This is a genomic window from Roseibacterium elongatum DSM 19469 (assembly GCF_000590925.1).
In the GTDB taxonomy this organism is placed as follows: domain Bacteria; phylum Pseudomonadota; class Alphaproteobacteria; order Rhodobacterales; family Rhodobacteraceae; genus Roseibacterium; species Roseibacterium elongatum.
Window position 1 is genome coordinate 3009543 of the sequence record NZ_CP004372.1, and the last position, 14781, is coordinate 3024323.

A 14781-nucleotide genomic window follows, 5' to 3' on the forward strand; every position below is an offset into this window, starting at 1 on the left:
TCATTGCCTTGACCCCGGCACGCGGCTTTGGGACATGTATACATCGGGCGCCCGGCGCCTTCACCCCTTTTCGCGAAAGGCGGACGCGATGTTGCTGCTGATCGATAATTACGACAGCTTCACCTACAATCTGGTCCATTATCTGGGCGAGCTGGGGGCCGATCTGAAGGTGGTCCGCAATGACGCCCTCAGCGTGCAGGAGGCGCTGGCCATGGCCCCCGAGGCCATCGTGCTGTCGCCCGGGCCCTGCGACCCGGCGCAGGCGGGCATTTGCGTGCCGCTGACCCGCGCCGCCGCCGGGGCCGGCGTGCCGCTTTTCGGGGTTTGCCTGGGGCATCAGACGATCGGCGAGGCGTTCGGCGGCACGGTGATCCGCCACACCGAGATCGTGCATGGCAAGATGGGCGAGATCCGCCACGAGGGCAAAGGCGTCTTTGCGGGCCTGCCCTCGCCGCTCAAGGCGACGCGATACCATTCGCTGGTGGTCGCGCGCGACAGCCTTCCGACCGATCTTGAGATCACGGCCGACCTGTCCCGACGGCACCATCATGGGCCTGCGGCACAGATCGCTGCCCATCGAGGGCGTGCAGTTTCACCCCGAAAGCATCCGCTCGGAACACGGGCATGCGATGCTGAAGACCTTCCTCGACATGGCCAAGGAGGCCGTTCCCGCATGAGCGATGCGATGAAACCCCTGATCTTTGCCGCCTCCGAGGGGCCGCTGTCGCGCGCGCAGGCCGAGCATGCCTTTGACGAGTTGTTCGAGGGGCGCGCCACCCCCGCCCAGATCGCGGGGTTGTTGATGTCGATGCGCGCACGGGGCGAGTCGGTGGCCGAATACGCCGCCGCGGCCGCCGTGATGCGCGCCAAATGCACCCCGGTCAAAGCGCCCGAGGGCGCGATGGACATTGTGGGCACGGGCGGCGACGGCAAGGGCACGCTGAACATCTCGACCGCGACGGCCTTTGTCGTGGCGGGGGCAGGCGTGCCTGTGGCCAAGCACGGCAATCGAAACCTGTCGTCGAAATCCGGGGCGGCGGATGCGCTGACCGAGATGGGCGTAAACGTGATGGTCGGGCCAGAGGTCGTCGAACGCGCCCTGACCGAGGCCGGGATCGGTTTCATGATGGCGCCCATGCATCACCCGGCGATGAAGCACGTCATGCCCGTCCGGCAGGAACTGGGCTGCAAGACGATCTTCAACATCCTGGGGCCGCTGACCAACCCGGCAGGCGTCAAGCGGCAGTTGACCGGCGCCTTCGCCATCGACCTGATCTTTCCCATGGCCGAGACATTGCAGGCGCTGGGGTCCGAGGCGGCGTGGCTGGTCCATGGGTCTGACGGCACCGACGAGATCTCGATCTCGGGCGCGACCTCGGTCGCGGAACTCAAGGACGGCAAGATCACCGGCCGCGAGGTGCACCCCGAAGAGGCCGGCCTGCCCGAACACCCGTTCCGCGATATCTTGGGGGGCACGCCCGCCGAGAATGCCACTGCGTTCCGCGCGCTGCTGGATGGCGCGCCGGGGGCCTACCGCGATGCCGTTCTGCTGAATGCCGCCGCCGCGCTGGTGGTGGCGGGCAAGGCAGACGGACTGCGCGAGGGGGCTGAAATGGCCGCCGACAGTATCGATTCCGGTCGCGCCAAAGCCGCCGTCGAGGCGCTTGCGCGCGTGACATCCGCCGCCTGACCGGCACAAACAGACATCATTCCGAGGGGCCGCATGAGCACCATTCTCGACAAGATCAAGGCCTACAAGCTGGACGAGGTCGCCGCTGCCAAGGCCGCCCGCCCCCGCAGCACGGTGGAAGAGGCCGCGCGCGCCGCCCCGCGCATCCGCCCCTTTGGCGAGGCATTGCGCAAGGCGTCGGCCACCGGCTACGGGCTGATCGCCGAGATCAAGAAGGCCAGCCCGTCCAAGGGGTTGATCCGCGCCGATTTCGACCCGCCCGCGCTGGCCCGCGCCTACGAGGCCGGGGGGGCAACCTGTCTGTCGGTGCTGACCGACACGCCGTCTTTCCAGGGCGCGCCCGAGTATCTGAGCCGCGCGCGCGCCGCGTCCAACCTGCCCTGTCTGCGCAAGGATTTCCTCTATGACACCTACCAGGTCGCCGAGGCGCGGGCCTGGGGGGCCGATTGCATCCTGATCATCATGGCCTCGGTCGAGGATGGGCAGGCCGCCGAGTTGGAAGATGCCGCGCGCGACTGGGGCATGGATGCGCTGATCGAGGTGCATGACGGGGCCGAACTGGACCGGGCGATGAAGCTGGCCAGCCCGCTTCTGGGCATCAACAACCGCAATCTCAACACGTTCGAGACGACACTCGACACCACGCGGACCCTGGCCGCGCGGGTGCCCGAGGATCGGATGGTGATCTCGGAATCCGGTCTGTTCACGCCCGAAGATCTGGCCGAGATGGCGCGCTGCGGGGCGCGCACCTTCCTGATCGGCGAAAGCCTGATGCGGCAGGATGACGTGACCGCGGCCACCCGCGCGCTCTTGGCCGACCCGCTGCCGGTGGGCGCGTGATGGCGGGCAAGCTCACCCATTTCGACGGGGGCGGACAGGCCCATATGGTCGATGTCTCTGACAAGGCAGTCACGTCGCGCATCGCCGTGGCCGAATGCCATGTGCGCATGCAACCCGCGACGCTGGCGCTGGTGACCACGGGCGATGCCAGGAAGGGCGATGTGCTAGGCGTGGCGCGTCTCGCCGGGATCATGGGGGCCAAGCGAACGGCCGAACTGATCCCGCTCTGCCACCCTCTGCCGGTCACCAAGGTCACGGTCGATCTGACCCCCGACGACGCGCTGCCAGGTGTGCGCATCTCGGCCACGGTCAAGACGACCGGACAAACCGGCGTCGAGATGGAGGCGCTGACCGCCGCCTCGACCGCCGCATTGACCGTCTATGACATGTTGAAAGCCGCCGAGAAATCCATGGAGATCGGCGGCTTGCGCGTGTTCTGAAAGATGGCGGCAAATCCGGCCGCTACCAGGCCGAGGAGCGTGCATGATCACGGTCGACGAAGCGCTTTCGGCCTGTCTGGCCCTGACCCGCCCGCTCGAGGCCGAGACCGTGCCCCTGTCCGAGGCGGCGGGCCGCGTTCTGGCCGATCCCGTCTTTGCCAAGCGCGATCAGCCGCCATTCGCCGCCTCGGCCATGGATGGCTATGCCCTGCGCGATATCGAGGCGATCCCGGGCCGCCGCCTGCGCGTCGTGGGCGAAGCGCCCGCCGGCCGCGCGTGGTCGGGCCGGATCGGGCCGGGCGAGGCGCTGCGCATTTTCACCGGCGCGCCGGTGCCCGAGGGCGCGGACCGCATCGTGATCCAGGAGGACGTGACCGTCAATGGCGACACGATCACCCTAGGCAAGACGCTGGATGGCGGGCTGCATCTGCGCCCGTCGGGGGCCGATTTCCGCGCCGGCGCCCGGATCGAGGCACCGCGCCGCCTGTCGCCCGCCGATATCGCACTGGCCGCTGCCATGAACGCCCCCACCCTGTCGGTCACCCGCCGCCCCGAGGTGGCCATGATCGCCACGGGGGACGAGTTGGTCAGCCCCGGCGAAGACCCCGGCCCCGACCAGATCATCGCCTCGAACACCTATGGGCTGAAAGCGCTGATCGAGGCCGAGGGCGGCCATGCCCGCCTGCTGCCCATCGCCCGCGACAATCGCGAGAGCTTGGAGACCGTGTTCGACCTGGCCAAAGGCGCCGACCTGATCGTGACCGTGGGTGGGGCCTCGGTGGGCGATCATGACCTTGTGGGCGAGGTGGCCGCGGGCCTCGGCCTCGAACGTGCCTTCTACAAGATCGCCATGCGCCCCGGCAAACCGCTGATGGCGGGACGGCTTGGCGAGGGGGCGCTGTTGGGCCTGCCCGGCAACCCGGTCTCGGCCATGGTCTGTGGGCACCTGTTCCTCGTGCCCATGCTGCGCGCGTTTCTCGGCCTGCCGGCCGGGGCGCGCCGCCGGCGGCGGGCCCGCCTCATGGACGATCTCGACCCCAATGGCCCGCGCGAGCACTACATGCGCGCCGAGGTCGTGCCTGGCGCCGACCTGCCCGAGATCACCCCCTTTGACCGGCAGGACAGTTCGCTCTTGTCGATCTTCAGCCGTGCCAACGCCTTGCTGGTGCGCCCGGTCGACGACGGCAAACGACGCATGGGCGATATCGTCGACTACCTGCCTCTGGGGCCCCTCATCACCTGATCCGCCCCGTTTCGTTGACACGGAGCGCGAACAGCGGTAGAACACAAGGTGAACGAGGATCGAGCGGACGGGCATATTCCCCGCCCCGGCAGCAGGAGGATTGGGTCATGCTGACACGCAAACAGCGCGATCTGCTGGAATTCATTCACAAGCGGGTGCAGCGCGATGGCGTGCCACCGTCCTTTGACGAGATGAAGGACGCGCTGGATCTGCGCTCGAAATCGGGCATTCACCGGCTGATCACCGCCCTGGAAGAGCGCGGCTTCATCCGGCGGCTGGCGCATCGCGCCCGCGCCATCGAAATCGTCAAGATGCCCGACGGCATGGAAAGCGCGGGGTTCGCCCCCCGCCGTCGATCGAGGGCGACCGCCCCGATGCCGCGCCGCCCCCCGGCGCGATGCCGGTGCAGGCGGCCGCACTGGACGTGCCGGTGATGGGACGCATCGCCGCCGGCACCCCGATCGAGGCGATCAGCGATGTGGCCGCCCATGTGGCGGTGCCGCAGCAGATGCTGGGCAGCGGGCGGTCGCATTACGCGCTCGAGGTGCGCGGCGACTCGATGATCGAGGCCGGTATCAATGATGGTGACATCGTCGTGATCGAGGAAACCGCCCGCGCCGACAACGGCGACATCGTCGTCGCCCTCGTCGAAGGGCACGAAGCGACGCTGAAGCGGTTTCGGCGCAAGGGCGGGATGATCGCGCTCGAGGCGGCAAACCCCGCGTATGAGACGCGCGTGTTGCGCGACGATCAGGTGACCGTTCAGGGCAAGCTGGTCGGATTGATCCGCACCTATTGAGCGCGCGCGCGGCGGTGACGCGGGCTCCAGAGGCGGTCGCCTTGCCAGTCGCGTGAGGTGACTACCGTGACCTCGGCCGTGCCACCAGCGCGAACCAGCGCCACGGCGCCGTTGGTATCCAGAAAGGCGCGGTCCATCACGCGACAGGGGGCTTGCGCGTTGCGCAACCCCGCTTCGGCATCGGGCGCGCCTGCACCAACCGGCAGATCGGCATTGGCCAGAGGCTCGGACAGAATCACCAGGTCATGGGACAGACAGGCCGCCCCGGCCTCGGCCAGGGCACGCCGACCGGCCCCATGCCAGATGCGCAGATCCGGCAGCTCGATGGAGCGGCCACGCCCGTCGTCGCGCCACCCGGCCCGGTCCGCCGCCCTGGCCTGATCCGCCAGATCGCCATCGTTTTCCAGCCAGATCCGGGCCACGAACCCATCCCCGCGCGGGCGCGACAGGGCGCGCCCCTGCCCCGTCATGACACCGACAAGACCGCCGCTGTCGGAAATCAGCACGCGTGGCCGCTCGGCCTCGGTCCAGAGCAGCATGGCCAGCAGAACGGGCACGGCCCCCAGCCATCGCAGACGCCCCTGCCACAGGATCACGACCAGCCCGCCCAGGGCAATCGCCGCCAGCCAGCCGGCCGGGGGCGTGACCACCGGCGTGGTGGCGCCGGGCAGGGCCGCGACCCGGTCGGCCACCCCCAGGATCCAGGCCAGCGCCGGTTCCATGACCGCAAAGGCCACCGCCGACGCCCCCAGGGGCCACAGCAGCGCCGCCAGCACGGCGGTCGGGATCACGACGCTGCCCATGACCGGCACGGTCAGAAGGTTGGCCAAAAGGCCGTAAACGGCGATCCGGTTGAAATGGGCCGCCGCGAAAGGCGCGGTTGCCGCACCTGCCACCGCCGAGGAGACGACAAGGGCAAACCCCCATTTCGCCCATCGCGGCCAGGCCAGCATCCACGCCTGTCCGCGCAAGCCGTTGAACACCGCCACAAGCGCCGTCGTCGCGGCAAAGGACATCTGGAAACCCGGCGACATCAGCGTTTCTGGGCGATGGACCAGAACGATCAGAGCCGCGATGGCGACCGAGCGCAAGGTGACCGCGCGCCGGTCCAGAAGCACGGCCACGAACATCACCCCAACCTGGATGAAGGCCCGCTCGGTCGCGACATTGCCCCCCGACAAGGCGAGGTAGAAGGCCCCGGCCCCGAGCGCGGCGACCGCCGCCCATTTGCGGATCGGGTAGCGCAGGGCCAGCGCCGGGATCAGCGCCAGCACCGTCCGCAGCGCGGCATAGACGAAGCCCGTCAGCAGGCCCATATGCAGGCCCGAGATGGCCAGCAGATGGGCGATGTTGGCCGCGCGCATCGCCTCGACCGGCCCGGCCTCGAGCCCCGAGCGATCGCCCGTCAACACCGCCGCGGCGAAGGCGCCGGGCTGTCCCGGGATCTCGGCGCGGATCGCCTGTGACAGTTGCATGCGCAGGTGGAACAGCGGGGCCGCACCGGGCGCGCGCGCCTCGGCCAGCAGAACCGGGCTGCGCGTGTAGCCCACCGCCCCAAGCGACAGGAACCAGGCATGCCGCTGGAAATCGAAGCCCCCCGGTTCGGCCGGCCCCGAGGGCGGGGACAGATGCCCGGTCATCATCACCCGCATCCCCGGCGCGGGGGCGAGCCAAGGCTGCGCGCCATGCAGCGAGACACGTACACGGGTCGGCACACGCTCTGGGCGGACATCGTCGAGGCGGACCTGATCCAGCGTCAGGCGCAGCGCGTCCGAGGCGGACCGGTCGATGCCGACAACGCGCCCCTCGATCACGCCATAGTAGCGGAAATCGAGCACGGGACCGGCCACAAGATGCGCCCGTGCGCCGGCCACGGCGACCCCTGCGGCCATCAGGAAAAGGGCCAATCCCAACGGACCCAACCCCTCGCGCCGCCAAAGGTAGAGCGCCAGCCCCCCCGCGCCCGACCCGAGGGCAAGACCATAGCCCGCGAGGCCGGGTTCGACCGGCAGCGCGAAATACGTCCCCACCCCCAGGGCCAGCGCAACCGGCGCCCATGGCATCAGGGCCCCGCGCTGCCCCTGCTGCACCGCGTTCAACGCCGGCAGGATCTGGCCCGTCCGCACCCTTGCGCCCCTCCGTCACGGTCGAGTAAGTCCCCCCTTGTCTATCCAAGACATGGTTTCGAACTGGTTAACGCGGGCGAGCGCTCGACACTCGCCCGAAAGGGATCACATGGCCGATCAAGACGCTGTCGTTACACGTTTCGCCCCCTCGCCCACCGGGTTCCTGCATATCGGTGGGGCGCGGACCGCCTTGTTCAACTGGCTTTTCGCCCGTGGACGGGGGGGCAAGTTCCTGCTGCGCATCGAGGACACCGATCGCGCGCGCTCGACCCCCGAGGCGACACAGGCCATTCTGGACGGGTTGGCGTGGCTGGGCCTCGACCATGACGGGCCGGTGATCAGCCAGTTCGCCCGCGCCGAGCGGCACGCCGAGGTCGCCCAGCAGATGCTGGCCGCGGGCCATGCCTACAAGTGTTACGCCACCCCCGACGAGATCCAGGCCTTTCGCGATCAGGCCAAGGCCGAGGGCCGCTCGACCCTGTTTCTCAGCCCGTGGCGCGACGCGCCCGAGGCCGACCACCCCGCAGGCGCGCCCTTTGTCATCCGGCTCAAGGCCCCGCGCGACGGCGAAACCGTGATCGAGGATGCGGTTCAAGGCCGGGTCACGGTCAAAAATGCGCAGCTCGACGACATGGTGCTGCTGCGTTCGGACGGAACGCCCACCTACATGCTGGCCGTCGTCGTGGACGATCACGACATGGGCGTGACCCATGCGATCCGCGGCGACGACCATCTCAACAATGCGGCCCGGCAGGCCCAGATCTACCATGCCATGGGCTGGCCCGAGCCGGTCTGGGCCCATATCCCGCTGATCCACGGCCCGGACGGCAAGAAACTGTCGAAACGCCACGGCGCGCTTGGCGTGATGGAGTATGCCGCAATGGGCTATCCGCCCGCCGCGATGCGCAACTATCTGGCCCGTCTGGGCTGGAGCCATGGCGATGACGAGTTGTTCACCGATGCGCAGGCGCAGGCCTCGTTTGACCTGACGGGAATCGGCAAATCGCCCGCGCGGCTGGACATGAAAAAGCTCGAGAACGTCGCGGGCTGGCATATCGCGCGCATGGAGGACGCCGATATCGTCGCGGAAATCGAAAGGTTCCGTGCAGTCACCGAAGAGACGCCGCTTTCGCAGTCGCAGAAAGCGGGACTTGCCTCTGCGATGTTTTGCCTCAAGGATCGGGCCAAATCGCTGCCCGATCTGATGGAAAAAGCCCAATTCGTCTTGGCCGAACGGCCCATCGCCCCGGATGAGAAAGCCGCCAGGGCGCTCGACCCGGTATCCCGTGGTATACTGCGAGAATTGACTGCGCAGTTGCAGAATGTTAGCTGGACGCGAGAGATGCTGGAGAGCACGTTGAATGCCGCGGCCGAGGGGCACGGCATGAAATTCGGCAAGTTGGCAGGCCCGCTCAGGGCAGCGATTGCCGGGCGCAGCGTGACCCCCAGCGTGTTCGACATGATGCTCGTCATCGGTCGGGACGAAACCATCGCCCGCCTGACGGACGCCGCCTCCCGCCCCGAGTGAGTGCAGGGCGGGGCGCACACTCAGCGTGGGGTCCGCGACGGCAGCGTCCGGCCCCTATCCCCTGCCCGCGCGCCCCGCGCGGCAGTTCAGTTGGAGAAGGGACGACAATGGCAGACACCAGAACCGCCACCTTGACCATCGACGGCAAATCCTACGAGTTGCCGGTTCGGTCCCCCAGTGCCGGACCCGATGTGATCGATATCGGCAAGCTTTACGGCCAGGCCGGCGTTTTCACGCATGACCCCGGCTTTACCTCGACCTCGTCCTGCGACAGCTCGATCACCTTCATCGACGGCGACAAGGGCGAGTTGCTGCATCGCGGCTACCCGATCGACCAGCTGGCCGAGAAATCGCATTTCCTCGAAGTCTGCTATCTGCTGCTTTATGGCGAATTGCCGAATGCGGCCGACCTCGAGAAATTCGAGACCACGATCACGCATCACACGATGATCCACGAGCAGATGGGCAATTTCTTTCGCGGGTTCCGCCGCGATGCCCACCCGATGGCGGTCATGGTGGGCGTGGTCGGCGCGATGTCGGCCTTCTACCACGACTCGACCGACATCAACGACCCGCGCCAGCGCGAGATCGCCAGCCACCGCCTGATCGCCAAGATGCCGACGATCGCGGCATGGGCCTATAAATACACGATCGGCCAGCCTTTCGTGTATCCGCGCAACGATCTGGATTATGCCTCGAACTTCCTGCGCATGTGCTTTGCCGTGCCGGCCGAGGAATACAAGGTCGACCCGATCCTTAGCCGTGCGATGGACCGGATCTTTACCCTCCATGCCGATCACGAGCAGAACGCCTCGACCTCGACGGTGCGTCTGGCCTCGTCCTCGGGCGCGAACCCGTTTGCCTGTATCGCGGCCGGCATCGCCTGCCTCTGGGGTCCGGCGCATGGCGGGGCGAACCAGGCCTGCCTGGAAATGCTCAAGGAAATCGGGACGCCCGATCGCATTCCCGAATTCATCGACCGCGCCAAGGACAAGAACGATCCGTTCCGCCTGATGGGCTTTGGCCACCGCGTCTACAAGAACCACGACCCGCGCGCGACGGTGATGAAGACATCGGCTCACGAGGTTCTGGACCTGCTGGGCGTCGAGGACAACCCGATCCTGCAAGTTGCGATGGAACTGGAAAAGACCGCCCTCGAAGATCCCTATTTCGCCGAGAAGAAACTGTTCCCGAACGTCGATTTCTATTCGGGCATCATTCTCGAGGCGATGGGCTTTCCGACCTCGATGTTCACGCCCATTTTCGCGGTCAGCCGCACGGTGGGCTGGGTCAGCCAGTGGAAAGAGCAACTGACCGATCCGGCGATGAAGATCGGACGCCCGCGCCAGCTTTATACCGGCGAAACGCATCGCGACTATGTCGAGATCGAGGACCGCTGAGCCGGCCGGTTGCACGACCGACAAGGCCACCCGACTCGGGTGGCCTTTTTTCATGTACCGCAATGACTTGACAGGCGACGCTGAAGCATCACGTCAAGATGCCATCCGCTCGGCGGCCAGATCGCGGATGCGCGCGATCATGGCGCGCACCCCGTTCGAGCGCTGCGATGACAGGTGCTCGTCCAGACCGAGCCGCGCCAACTCGGCCTGTGCGTCCACCTTCAGAACCTCGGCCACGGTCAGCCCGGAATACAGCGCGTGCAGCACGGCAATCAGGCCGCGCACGATGATGGCGTCACTGTCGCCCTCGAAACGACACGCGCCGCGGGCCCCTCTCCCTCGATGCGCGGCAGGATCCAGACCTGGCTGGCGCAGCCATCGACCTTGGTGGCCGGCACCTTGACCGCGTCATCCAGCGGCGGCAGCGCCTTGCCCAGTTCGATGACGTGGCGGTAGCGCTCCTCCCAATCGTCGAGAAAGTCGAACGTGTCCGCGATATCTTCGAAGGCTTCGGTCGCCATGGTCGGTTCCTTGATCTGCAACGCCCATGAGGTAGGCGGACCGGCCGCGACAGTCCAGTGGCGCTTTTCATCGCAGGGGCAATCGGATAGACAGCGGCGCAATGAAAACCCGGAGGTTGCCCATGCCGCGCGCCCTTGTCGCCCTGTCGCTGATCCTGACCCTTGCGGCCTGTGACAGCCGCCTGAACCCGATGACCTGGTTCGGGGGCGACCGCGAAGAGCGCGTGCGCGTCGTCGAGACCGAGGTCGATCCGGCCGATCCGCGCCCGCTGGTGGCCGAGGTGGCCGCGCTCAGCGTCGAGGGCACAAGCTCGGGCGCGATCCTGCGGGCAACCGGGATCGTGCCGACGCAAGGCTACTGGCAGGCCGATCTCGTTCCGGCGGGGCGCGAAGACGGCACGCTGATCTTCGAGTTTCGCGCCGCGCCGCCCCTGACACAGCAGCCGCAGGGCGCGCCCGCAACGCGCGAGATCGTCGCCGCGACGGCACTTGGACGCGGCGATCTTGAGGGCGTGCGCACGATCCTCGTGATCGGACAGGCCAACAGGCGGTCGGTCAGCCGCCGCTGACGCGGCGGTCAGACGGTCACGATCTTGACCTTTTGCCCGATCGCGGACAGGGCGATCTTGCCCTCGATCAGGCGCAGCGCATCATCGCCGAACACCTCGCGCCGCCAGCCGGTGGCCCAGATCCCGTCATGCAGCCCCGAGGCGATATCGTCGAGATCCGAGGCCGAGGCGATCAGCTTGGCCGCCACGCCGGCCTCTTCGGCCTTGGCCTTGAGCAGCACGCGCAGCAGATCGGCCAGCGCCGGGTTCATCCCGGACCGATCACGCGCCTTGGGCACATGCGGAACCTTGTCGGGCGGCGTGTCGAGGCCGCGCTTGACGGCGGCGACCAACCCTTCGGCAATCGCGCCCTTGCGCGCATCGCGCAGAAGCAGCCGCGATTTCGACAGGTCCTGAACCGATTTCGGCTTGGTCGAGGCCAGTTCCATCAACGCGTCATCCTTGAGGATGCGGTTGCGGGGGATGTTCTTTTCCTGTGCCGTGCGTTCGCGATAGGCGGCCAGTTCGCGGGCCACGGCCAACAGCCTGGGCGAGGTCGTGCGCAGCTTCAGGCGTTTCCATGCATCCTCAGGCGTGACCACGTAATTCTCGGCATCGGTCAGTGTCGCCAGCTCTTCCTCGAGCCAGTGGGTTCGCCCCGATGTCGCGAGGCGGGCCGAGAGGTGTTCGTAGATCTGACGCAGATGGGTCACATCGGCCAGGGCATAGGTCTTTTGCGCGTCGCTGAGCGGTCGCCGCGACCAGTCGGTGAAGCGTGAGGATTTGTCGAGGCTGGCCTTGGCGATCTTGCGCACGAGGGTCTCGTAGCCGACCTGATCGCCAAAACCGCAGACCATTGCCGCGACTTGCGTGTCGAACAGCGGCGCGGGCACGACGCCGCCCTCGACATGAAAGATTTCCAGGTCCTGACGCGCGGCGTGAAACACCTTGACCACGGATCTGTTGCGAAACAGCGCATACAGCGGCGCGAGGTCCATCCCGTCGGCCAGCGGGTCGACCAGAACGGCGTCATCGTCCCCCTCGCCCGGCAGGGCCAGCTGCACAAGGCACAGCTGGGCGTAATAGGTCCGCTCGCGCAGGAACTCGGTATCGACTGTCACATAGGGGGCGTCAGCGGCCCGGGCGCAGAAATCGGCCAGGGCGTCGGTCGTGGTCAGGGTCTTGGGCACGGGTCATCCGTTACTGGGGCAGAGAATGCTGCGCTCGGTGATAGGCGAGCGCCGCGCGAAAGGAAAGAGTGCGCGATCACCCCGCATCGTCGAGGAAAACAGGGCTGCGATCCCCGGCGGCGAAGCGGCGCAGCACGGCGGGGTACAACCGATGCTCCTGCACCAGCACGCGGTCCGCCAAGGTCTGTGGCGTGTCCCCCGGAAGGATAGGCACACGTGCCTGCCCGAGGATCGGGCCATCATCCAGTTCTGGTGTCACCTCGTGGACGGTGCAGCCGGCCTCGGCATCGCCGGCCTCGATGGCGCGGGCATGGGTGTGGAGCCCGCGATATTTCGGCAGGAGCGAGGGGTGAATGTTCAACATCCGCCCCTGCCACTGGCCGACGAACCCTGCGGTCAGAACCCGCATGAAGCCCGCAAGACACAGGATATCCGGGGCGTAGGGGCGGATCGCCACCGTCAAGGCGACCTCGAACCCGGCGCGATCCTTGCCGAAGGGGCGATGATCGACCGCGGCCACGGGAATGCCCATGTCTGCGGCGCGCGCCAGCCCCCCGGCCTTGGGGTCATTGGCCAGCACCAGACAGGGCCGCGCCGGGTGGTCGCCGGTCATCGACCGGGCCAGGGCCACCATGTTCGAGCCGCCGCCCGAGATCAGGATCGCGACGCGGCGTGTCACGCCAGCGTTCCGGCGTAGCTGACCCCCTGCCCTTCGGCCACGGTTCCGATGCGGTGCACGCGCTCACCCTCGGCGCTCAGCAGCGCGGCCAGATCGTCGGCGCGCTCGGCCGAGACCACCAGCACCATGCCGATGCCCGCGTTGAACGTCTTCAGCAATTCCGGCGTGTCCAACCCGCCCTCGGCGGCCAACCAGGCAAAGACCGGGGGCAATGGCCAGGACGACAGGTCGTCTGCGCGCCCAGCCCCACGGGCAGAGCGCGCGGCAGGTTCTCGGTCAGGCCGCCGCCCGTGATATGGGCCAGCGCATGCACGCCCCCGGCCCCGGATCGCGGTCAGCGCCGGTTGCACATAGAGACGCGTCGGCGCCAGCAGGGCGGCGCCCAGGTCGGACGCCTCGGCGAAGGGGGCCGGCGCATGCCAGTCGAGGCCTGAGCGGTCGACGACCTTGCGCACCAGCGAATAGCCGTTGGAATGCACCCCGTCCGAGGCGAGCCCCAGCAACACATCGCCCGACGCCACCCCAGCCGGCAGGCTGTGACCCCGCTCCATCGCGCCGACGGCGAACCCGGCCAGATCGAAATCGCCGGGCGCGTACATGCCGGGCATTTCCGCCGTCTCGCCCCCGATCAGGGCACAGCCCGACAGGCGGCAGCCCTCGGTAATGCCGGTGACGATGCGCGCCGCGGCCCCGACCTCCAGCTTGCCCGTCGCGAAATAGTCGAGGAAAAACAGCGGCTCGGCCCCCTGGCACACCAGATCGTTCACGCACATGGCGACAAGGTCGATGCCGATCGTGTCGAAATGCCCGGTGTCGATGGCAATCTTGAGCTTGGTGCCCACCCCATCGGTCGCCGCCACCAGAACCGGGTCGGCATAGCCCGCGGCCTTGAGATCGAACAGCGCGCCGAAACCGCCCAAACCCTCCATCACGCCGGGACGGCGCGTGGCGGCGGCGGCGGGCTTGATGGCATCCACCAGCGCATTGCCGGCCTCGATATCGACGCCGGCCTCGGCATAGGTCAGACCCGGTTTGCGATCAGCCATATCGGCACCTCCCACATGTTTGACAGGCCCCTAGCAGGCGCGGCGGACAAGGTCCATCCGGCGGCGGCACGTTCAGCCGTTGCGGTTGCCGGGTGCATCCGCCCCCGCCGCCCGACGGCCGATCCACAAAAACAGCGCCAGCATCAGCGCCGTCGAGCCCACCAGCATCGCCTGGTTGCTCAACCCGGCCGGATCGCCCAGCATCGCACGGATGGCGGGCATCAACAGGGCGGGCAACACGACGTTGAGCAACAGATACAGGCCCAGCATCATCGCCCAGATCACCCCCCAGTCGCGCAGCCCGAGGCCCCGCGTGGCCGACCGCGCGGCGCGCATCCCCACATCCGCCGCCGGCACCGAGGCTAGAATGACCCCGGTCGCAAGGGAATTGGGGATCCCGGCGAATGAAATGAGCGCCGCATAGACAAAACGCAGCGCCACGATCCAGACGAGATAGCGCGCCGCGAGGGCAGAAAGTGAGGGCATGACCGATCCTACCGCCTGTGTGATGGCTATGGCACTGCAATAGGCGCAGGCGCGCGCCACGGCAAGCGTGCCGCTGCCGGGGTGGATGCGTGATGGCTTGACGGGCGGGGGCGGTCTGATAAGCCTCGGGCGCGGCGGGCCTGTAGCTCAATCGGTTAGAGCAGGGCGCTCATAACGCCTTGGTTGGGGGTTCGAGTCCCTCCGGGCCTACCGGCCGCATCCGCGAGGGCGATCACGGGAAGGTT

General features: G+C 67.7%; 11 protein-coding genes, 1 tRNA gene and 4 pseudogenes. 10 read left to right on the forward strand and 6 right to left on the reverse strand.

Translation table 11 applies throughout. The annotated features are described in order from the left end of the window. Window positions 1-88 precede the first annotated feature (88 nt). From ROSELON_RS17900 to lexA, 6 genes and pseudogenes are all read left to right on the forward strand, one after another. A pseudogene (locus ROSELON_RS17900) lies at window positions 89-677 on the forward strand (anthranilate synthase component II). Continuing rightward, entirely contained in the window at window positions 674-1690 is a 1017-nt protein-coding gene (trpD, locus tag ROSELON_RS14630) for an anthranilate phosphoribosyltransferase (protein ID WP_025313076.1), read from the forward strand. The pseudogene ROSELON_RS17900 and the gene trpD overlap by 4 nt, the downstream one beginning before the upstream one ends. 33 nt (window positions 1691-1723) lie before the next feature. Next, a complete protein-coding gene (gene trpC / locus ROSELON_RS14635; protein WP_025313077.1) occupies window positions 1724-2530 on the forward strand; it encodes an indole-3-glycerol phosphate synthase TrpC in 807 nt (268 codons plus the stop codon). After that, a pseudogene (moaC, locus tag ROSELON_RS14640) lies at window positions 2530-3017 on the forward strand (cyclic pyranopterin monophosphate synthase MoaC). Before trpC ends, moaC begins: the two are co-directional and overlap by 1 nt. Continuing rightward, window positions 3014-4213, forward strand: coding sequence for a molybdopterin molybdotransferase MoeA (locus ROSELON_RS14645; RefSeq protein WP_025313078.1), 1200 nt, complete (start codon window positions 3014-3016; stop codon window positions 4211-4213). Before moaC ends, ROSELON_RS14645 begins: the two are co-directional and overlap by 4 nt. A gap of 107 nt (window positions 4214-4320) precedes the next feature. Continuing rightward, window positions 4321-5012, forward strand: a pseudogene (gene lexA, locus ROSELON_RS14650) (transcriptional repressor LexA). On the opposite strand, the gene ROSELON_RS14655 reads toward lexA, so the two are convergent. Continuing rightward, window positions 5006-7138 carry a ComEC/Rec2 family competence protein gene (locus ROSELON_RS14655; protein ID WP_342665298.1) on the reverse strand — a complete coding sequence of 711 codons (2133 nt, stop codon included), beginning with the start codon at window positions 7136-7138 and terminating at the stop codon, window positions 5006-5008. The pseudogene lexA and the gene ROSELON_RS14655 sit on opposite strands and share 7 nt — an antisense overlap. Window positions 7139-7247: 109 nt before the next feature. Between ROSELON_RS14655 and gltX the strand changes: the two genes are divergently transcribed. After that, window positions 7248-8666, forward strand: a complete 1419-nt coding sequence (gene gltX / locus ROSELON_RS14660; RefSeq protein ID WP_025313080.1) for a glutamate--tRNA ligase — start codon at window positions 7248-7250, stop codon at window positions 8664-8666. A gap of 107 nt (window positions 8667-8773) precedes the next feature. Then, a complete protein-coding gene (gltA, locus tag ROSELON_RS14665; RefSeq protein WP_025313081.1) occupies window positions 8774-10066 on the forward strand; it encodes a citrate synthase in 1293 nt (430 codons plus the stop codon). A gap of 93 nt (window positions 10067-10159) precedes the next feature. On the opposite strand, the pseudogene ROSELON_RS14670 reads toward gltA, so the two are convergent. Further along, window positions 10160-10587: pseudogene (locus tag ROSELON_RS14670) on the reverse strand (SufE family protein). 122 nt (window positions 10588-10709) lie between these two features. On the opposite strand from ROSELON_RS14670, the gene ROSELON_RS14675 reads away from it, so the two are divergent. After that, on the forward strand, window positions 10710-11156 hold the full coding sequence (locus ROSELON_RS14675; RefSeq protein WP_038651733.1) for a hypothetical protein: 447 nt from the start codon (window positions 10710-10712) through the stop codon (window positions 11154-11156). A gap of 8 nt (window positions 11157-11164) precedes the next feature. Here the strand turns inward: ROSELON_RS14675 and rnd are convergent, their stop codons facing one another. The 4 genes from rnd to ROSELON_RS14695 all read right to left on the reverse strand — a co-directional run bounded on the left by rnd (window position 11165) and on the right by ROSELON_RS14695 (window position 14536). After that, window positions 11165-12325, reverse strand: a complete 1161-nt coding sequence (gene rnd, locus ROSELON_RS14680) for a ribonuclease D (RefSeq protein WP_025313083.1) — start codon at window positions 12323-12325, stop codon at window positions 11165-11167. 76 nt (window positions 12326-12401) lie between these two features. Next, complete coding sequence (purN, locus tag ROSELON_RS14685; RefSeq protein ID WP_025313084.1) at window positions 12402-13004, reverse strand: phosphoribosylglycinamide formyltransferase; 603 nt, start codon at window positions 13002-13004, stop codon at window positions 12402-12404. Beyond that, complete coding sequence (gene purM / locus ROSELON_RS14690) at window positions 13001-14050, reverse strand: phosphoribosylformylglycinamidine cyclo-ligase (RefSeq protein ID WP_245605354.1); 1050 nt, start codon at window positions 14048-14050, stop codon at window positions 13001-13003. Before purM ends, purN begins: the two co-directional genes overlap by 4 nt. A 72-nt stretch (window positions 14051-14122) precedes the next feature. Then, a complete protein-coding gene (locus tag ROSELON_RS14695; RefSeq protein ID WP_025313085.1) occupies window positions 14123-14536 on the reverse strand; it encodes a hypothetical protein in 414 nt (137 codons plus the stop codon). Window positions 14537-14672: 136 nt separating this feature from the next. On the opposite strand from ROSELON_RS14695, the gene ROSELON_RS14700 reads away from it, so the two are divergent. Continuing rightward, window positions 14673-14746, forward strand: a tRNA-Ile gene (locus ROSELON_RS14700). Window positions 14747-14781: the final 35 nt, after the last annotated feature.

Bases quoted from the DNA above. Each gene is read 5' to 3' on its own strand.
- trpD (WP_025313076.1), top strand. From the start codon at position 674: ATGAGCGATGCGATGAAACCCCTGATCTTTGCCGCCTCCGAGGGGCCG.
- ROSELON_RS14695 (WP_025313085.1), bottom strand. From the start codon at position 14,536: ATGCCCTCACTTTCTGCCCTCGCGGCGCGCTATCTCGTCTGGATCGTG.
- gltX (WP_025313080.1), top strand. From the start codon at position 7,248: ATGGCCGATCAAGACGCTGTCGTTACACGTTTCGCCCCCTCGCCCACC.
- gltA (WP_025313081.1), top strand. From the start codon at position 8,774: ATGGCAGACACCAGAACCGCCACCTTGACCATCGACGGCAAATCCTAC.
- trpC (WP_025313077.1), top strand. From the start codon at position 1,724: ATGAGCACCATTCTCGACAAGATCAAGGCCTACAAGCTGGACGAGGTC.
- purM (WP_245605354.1), bottom strand. From the start codon at position 14,050: ATGGCTGATCGCAAACCGGGTCTGACCTATGCCGAGGCCGGCGTCGAT.
- ROSELON_RS14645 (WP_025313078.1), top strand. From the start codon at position 3,014: ATGATCACGGTCGACGAAGCGCTTTCGGCCTGTCTGGCCCTGACCCGC.
- ROSELON_RS14675 (WP_038651733.1), top strand. From the start codon at position 10,710: ATGCCGCGCGCCCTTGTCGCCCTGTCGCTGATCCTGACCCTTGCGGCC.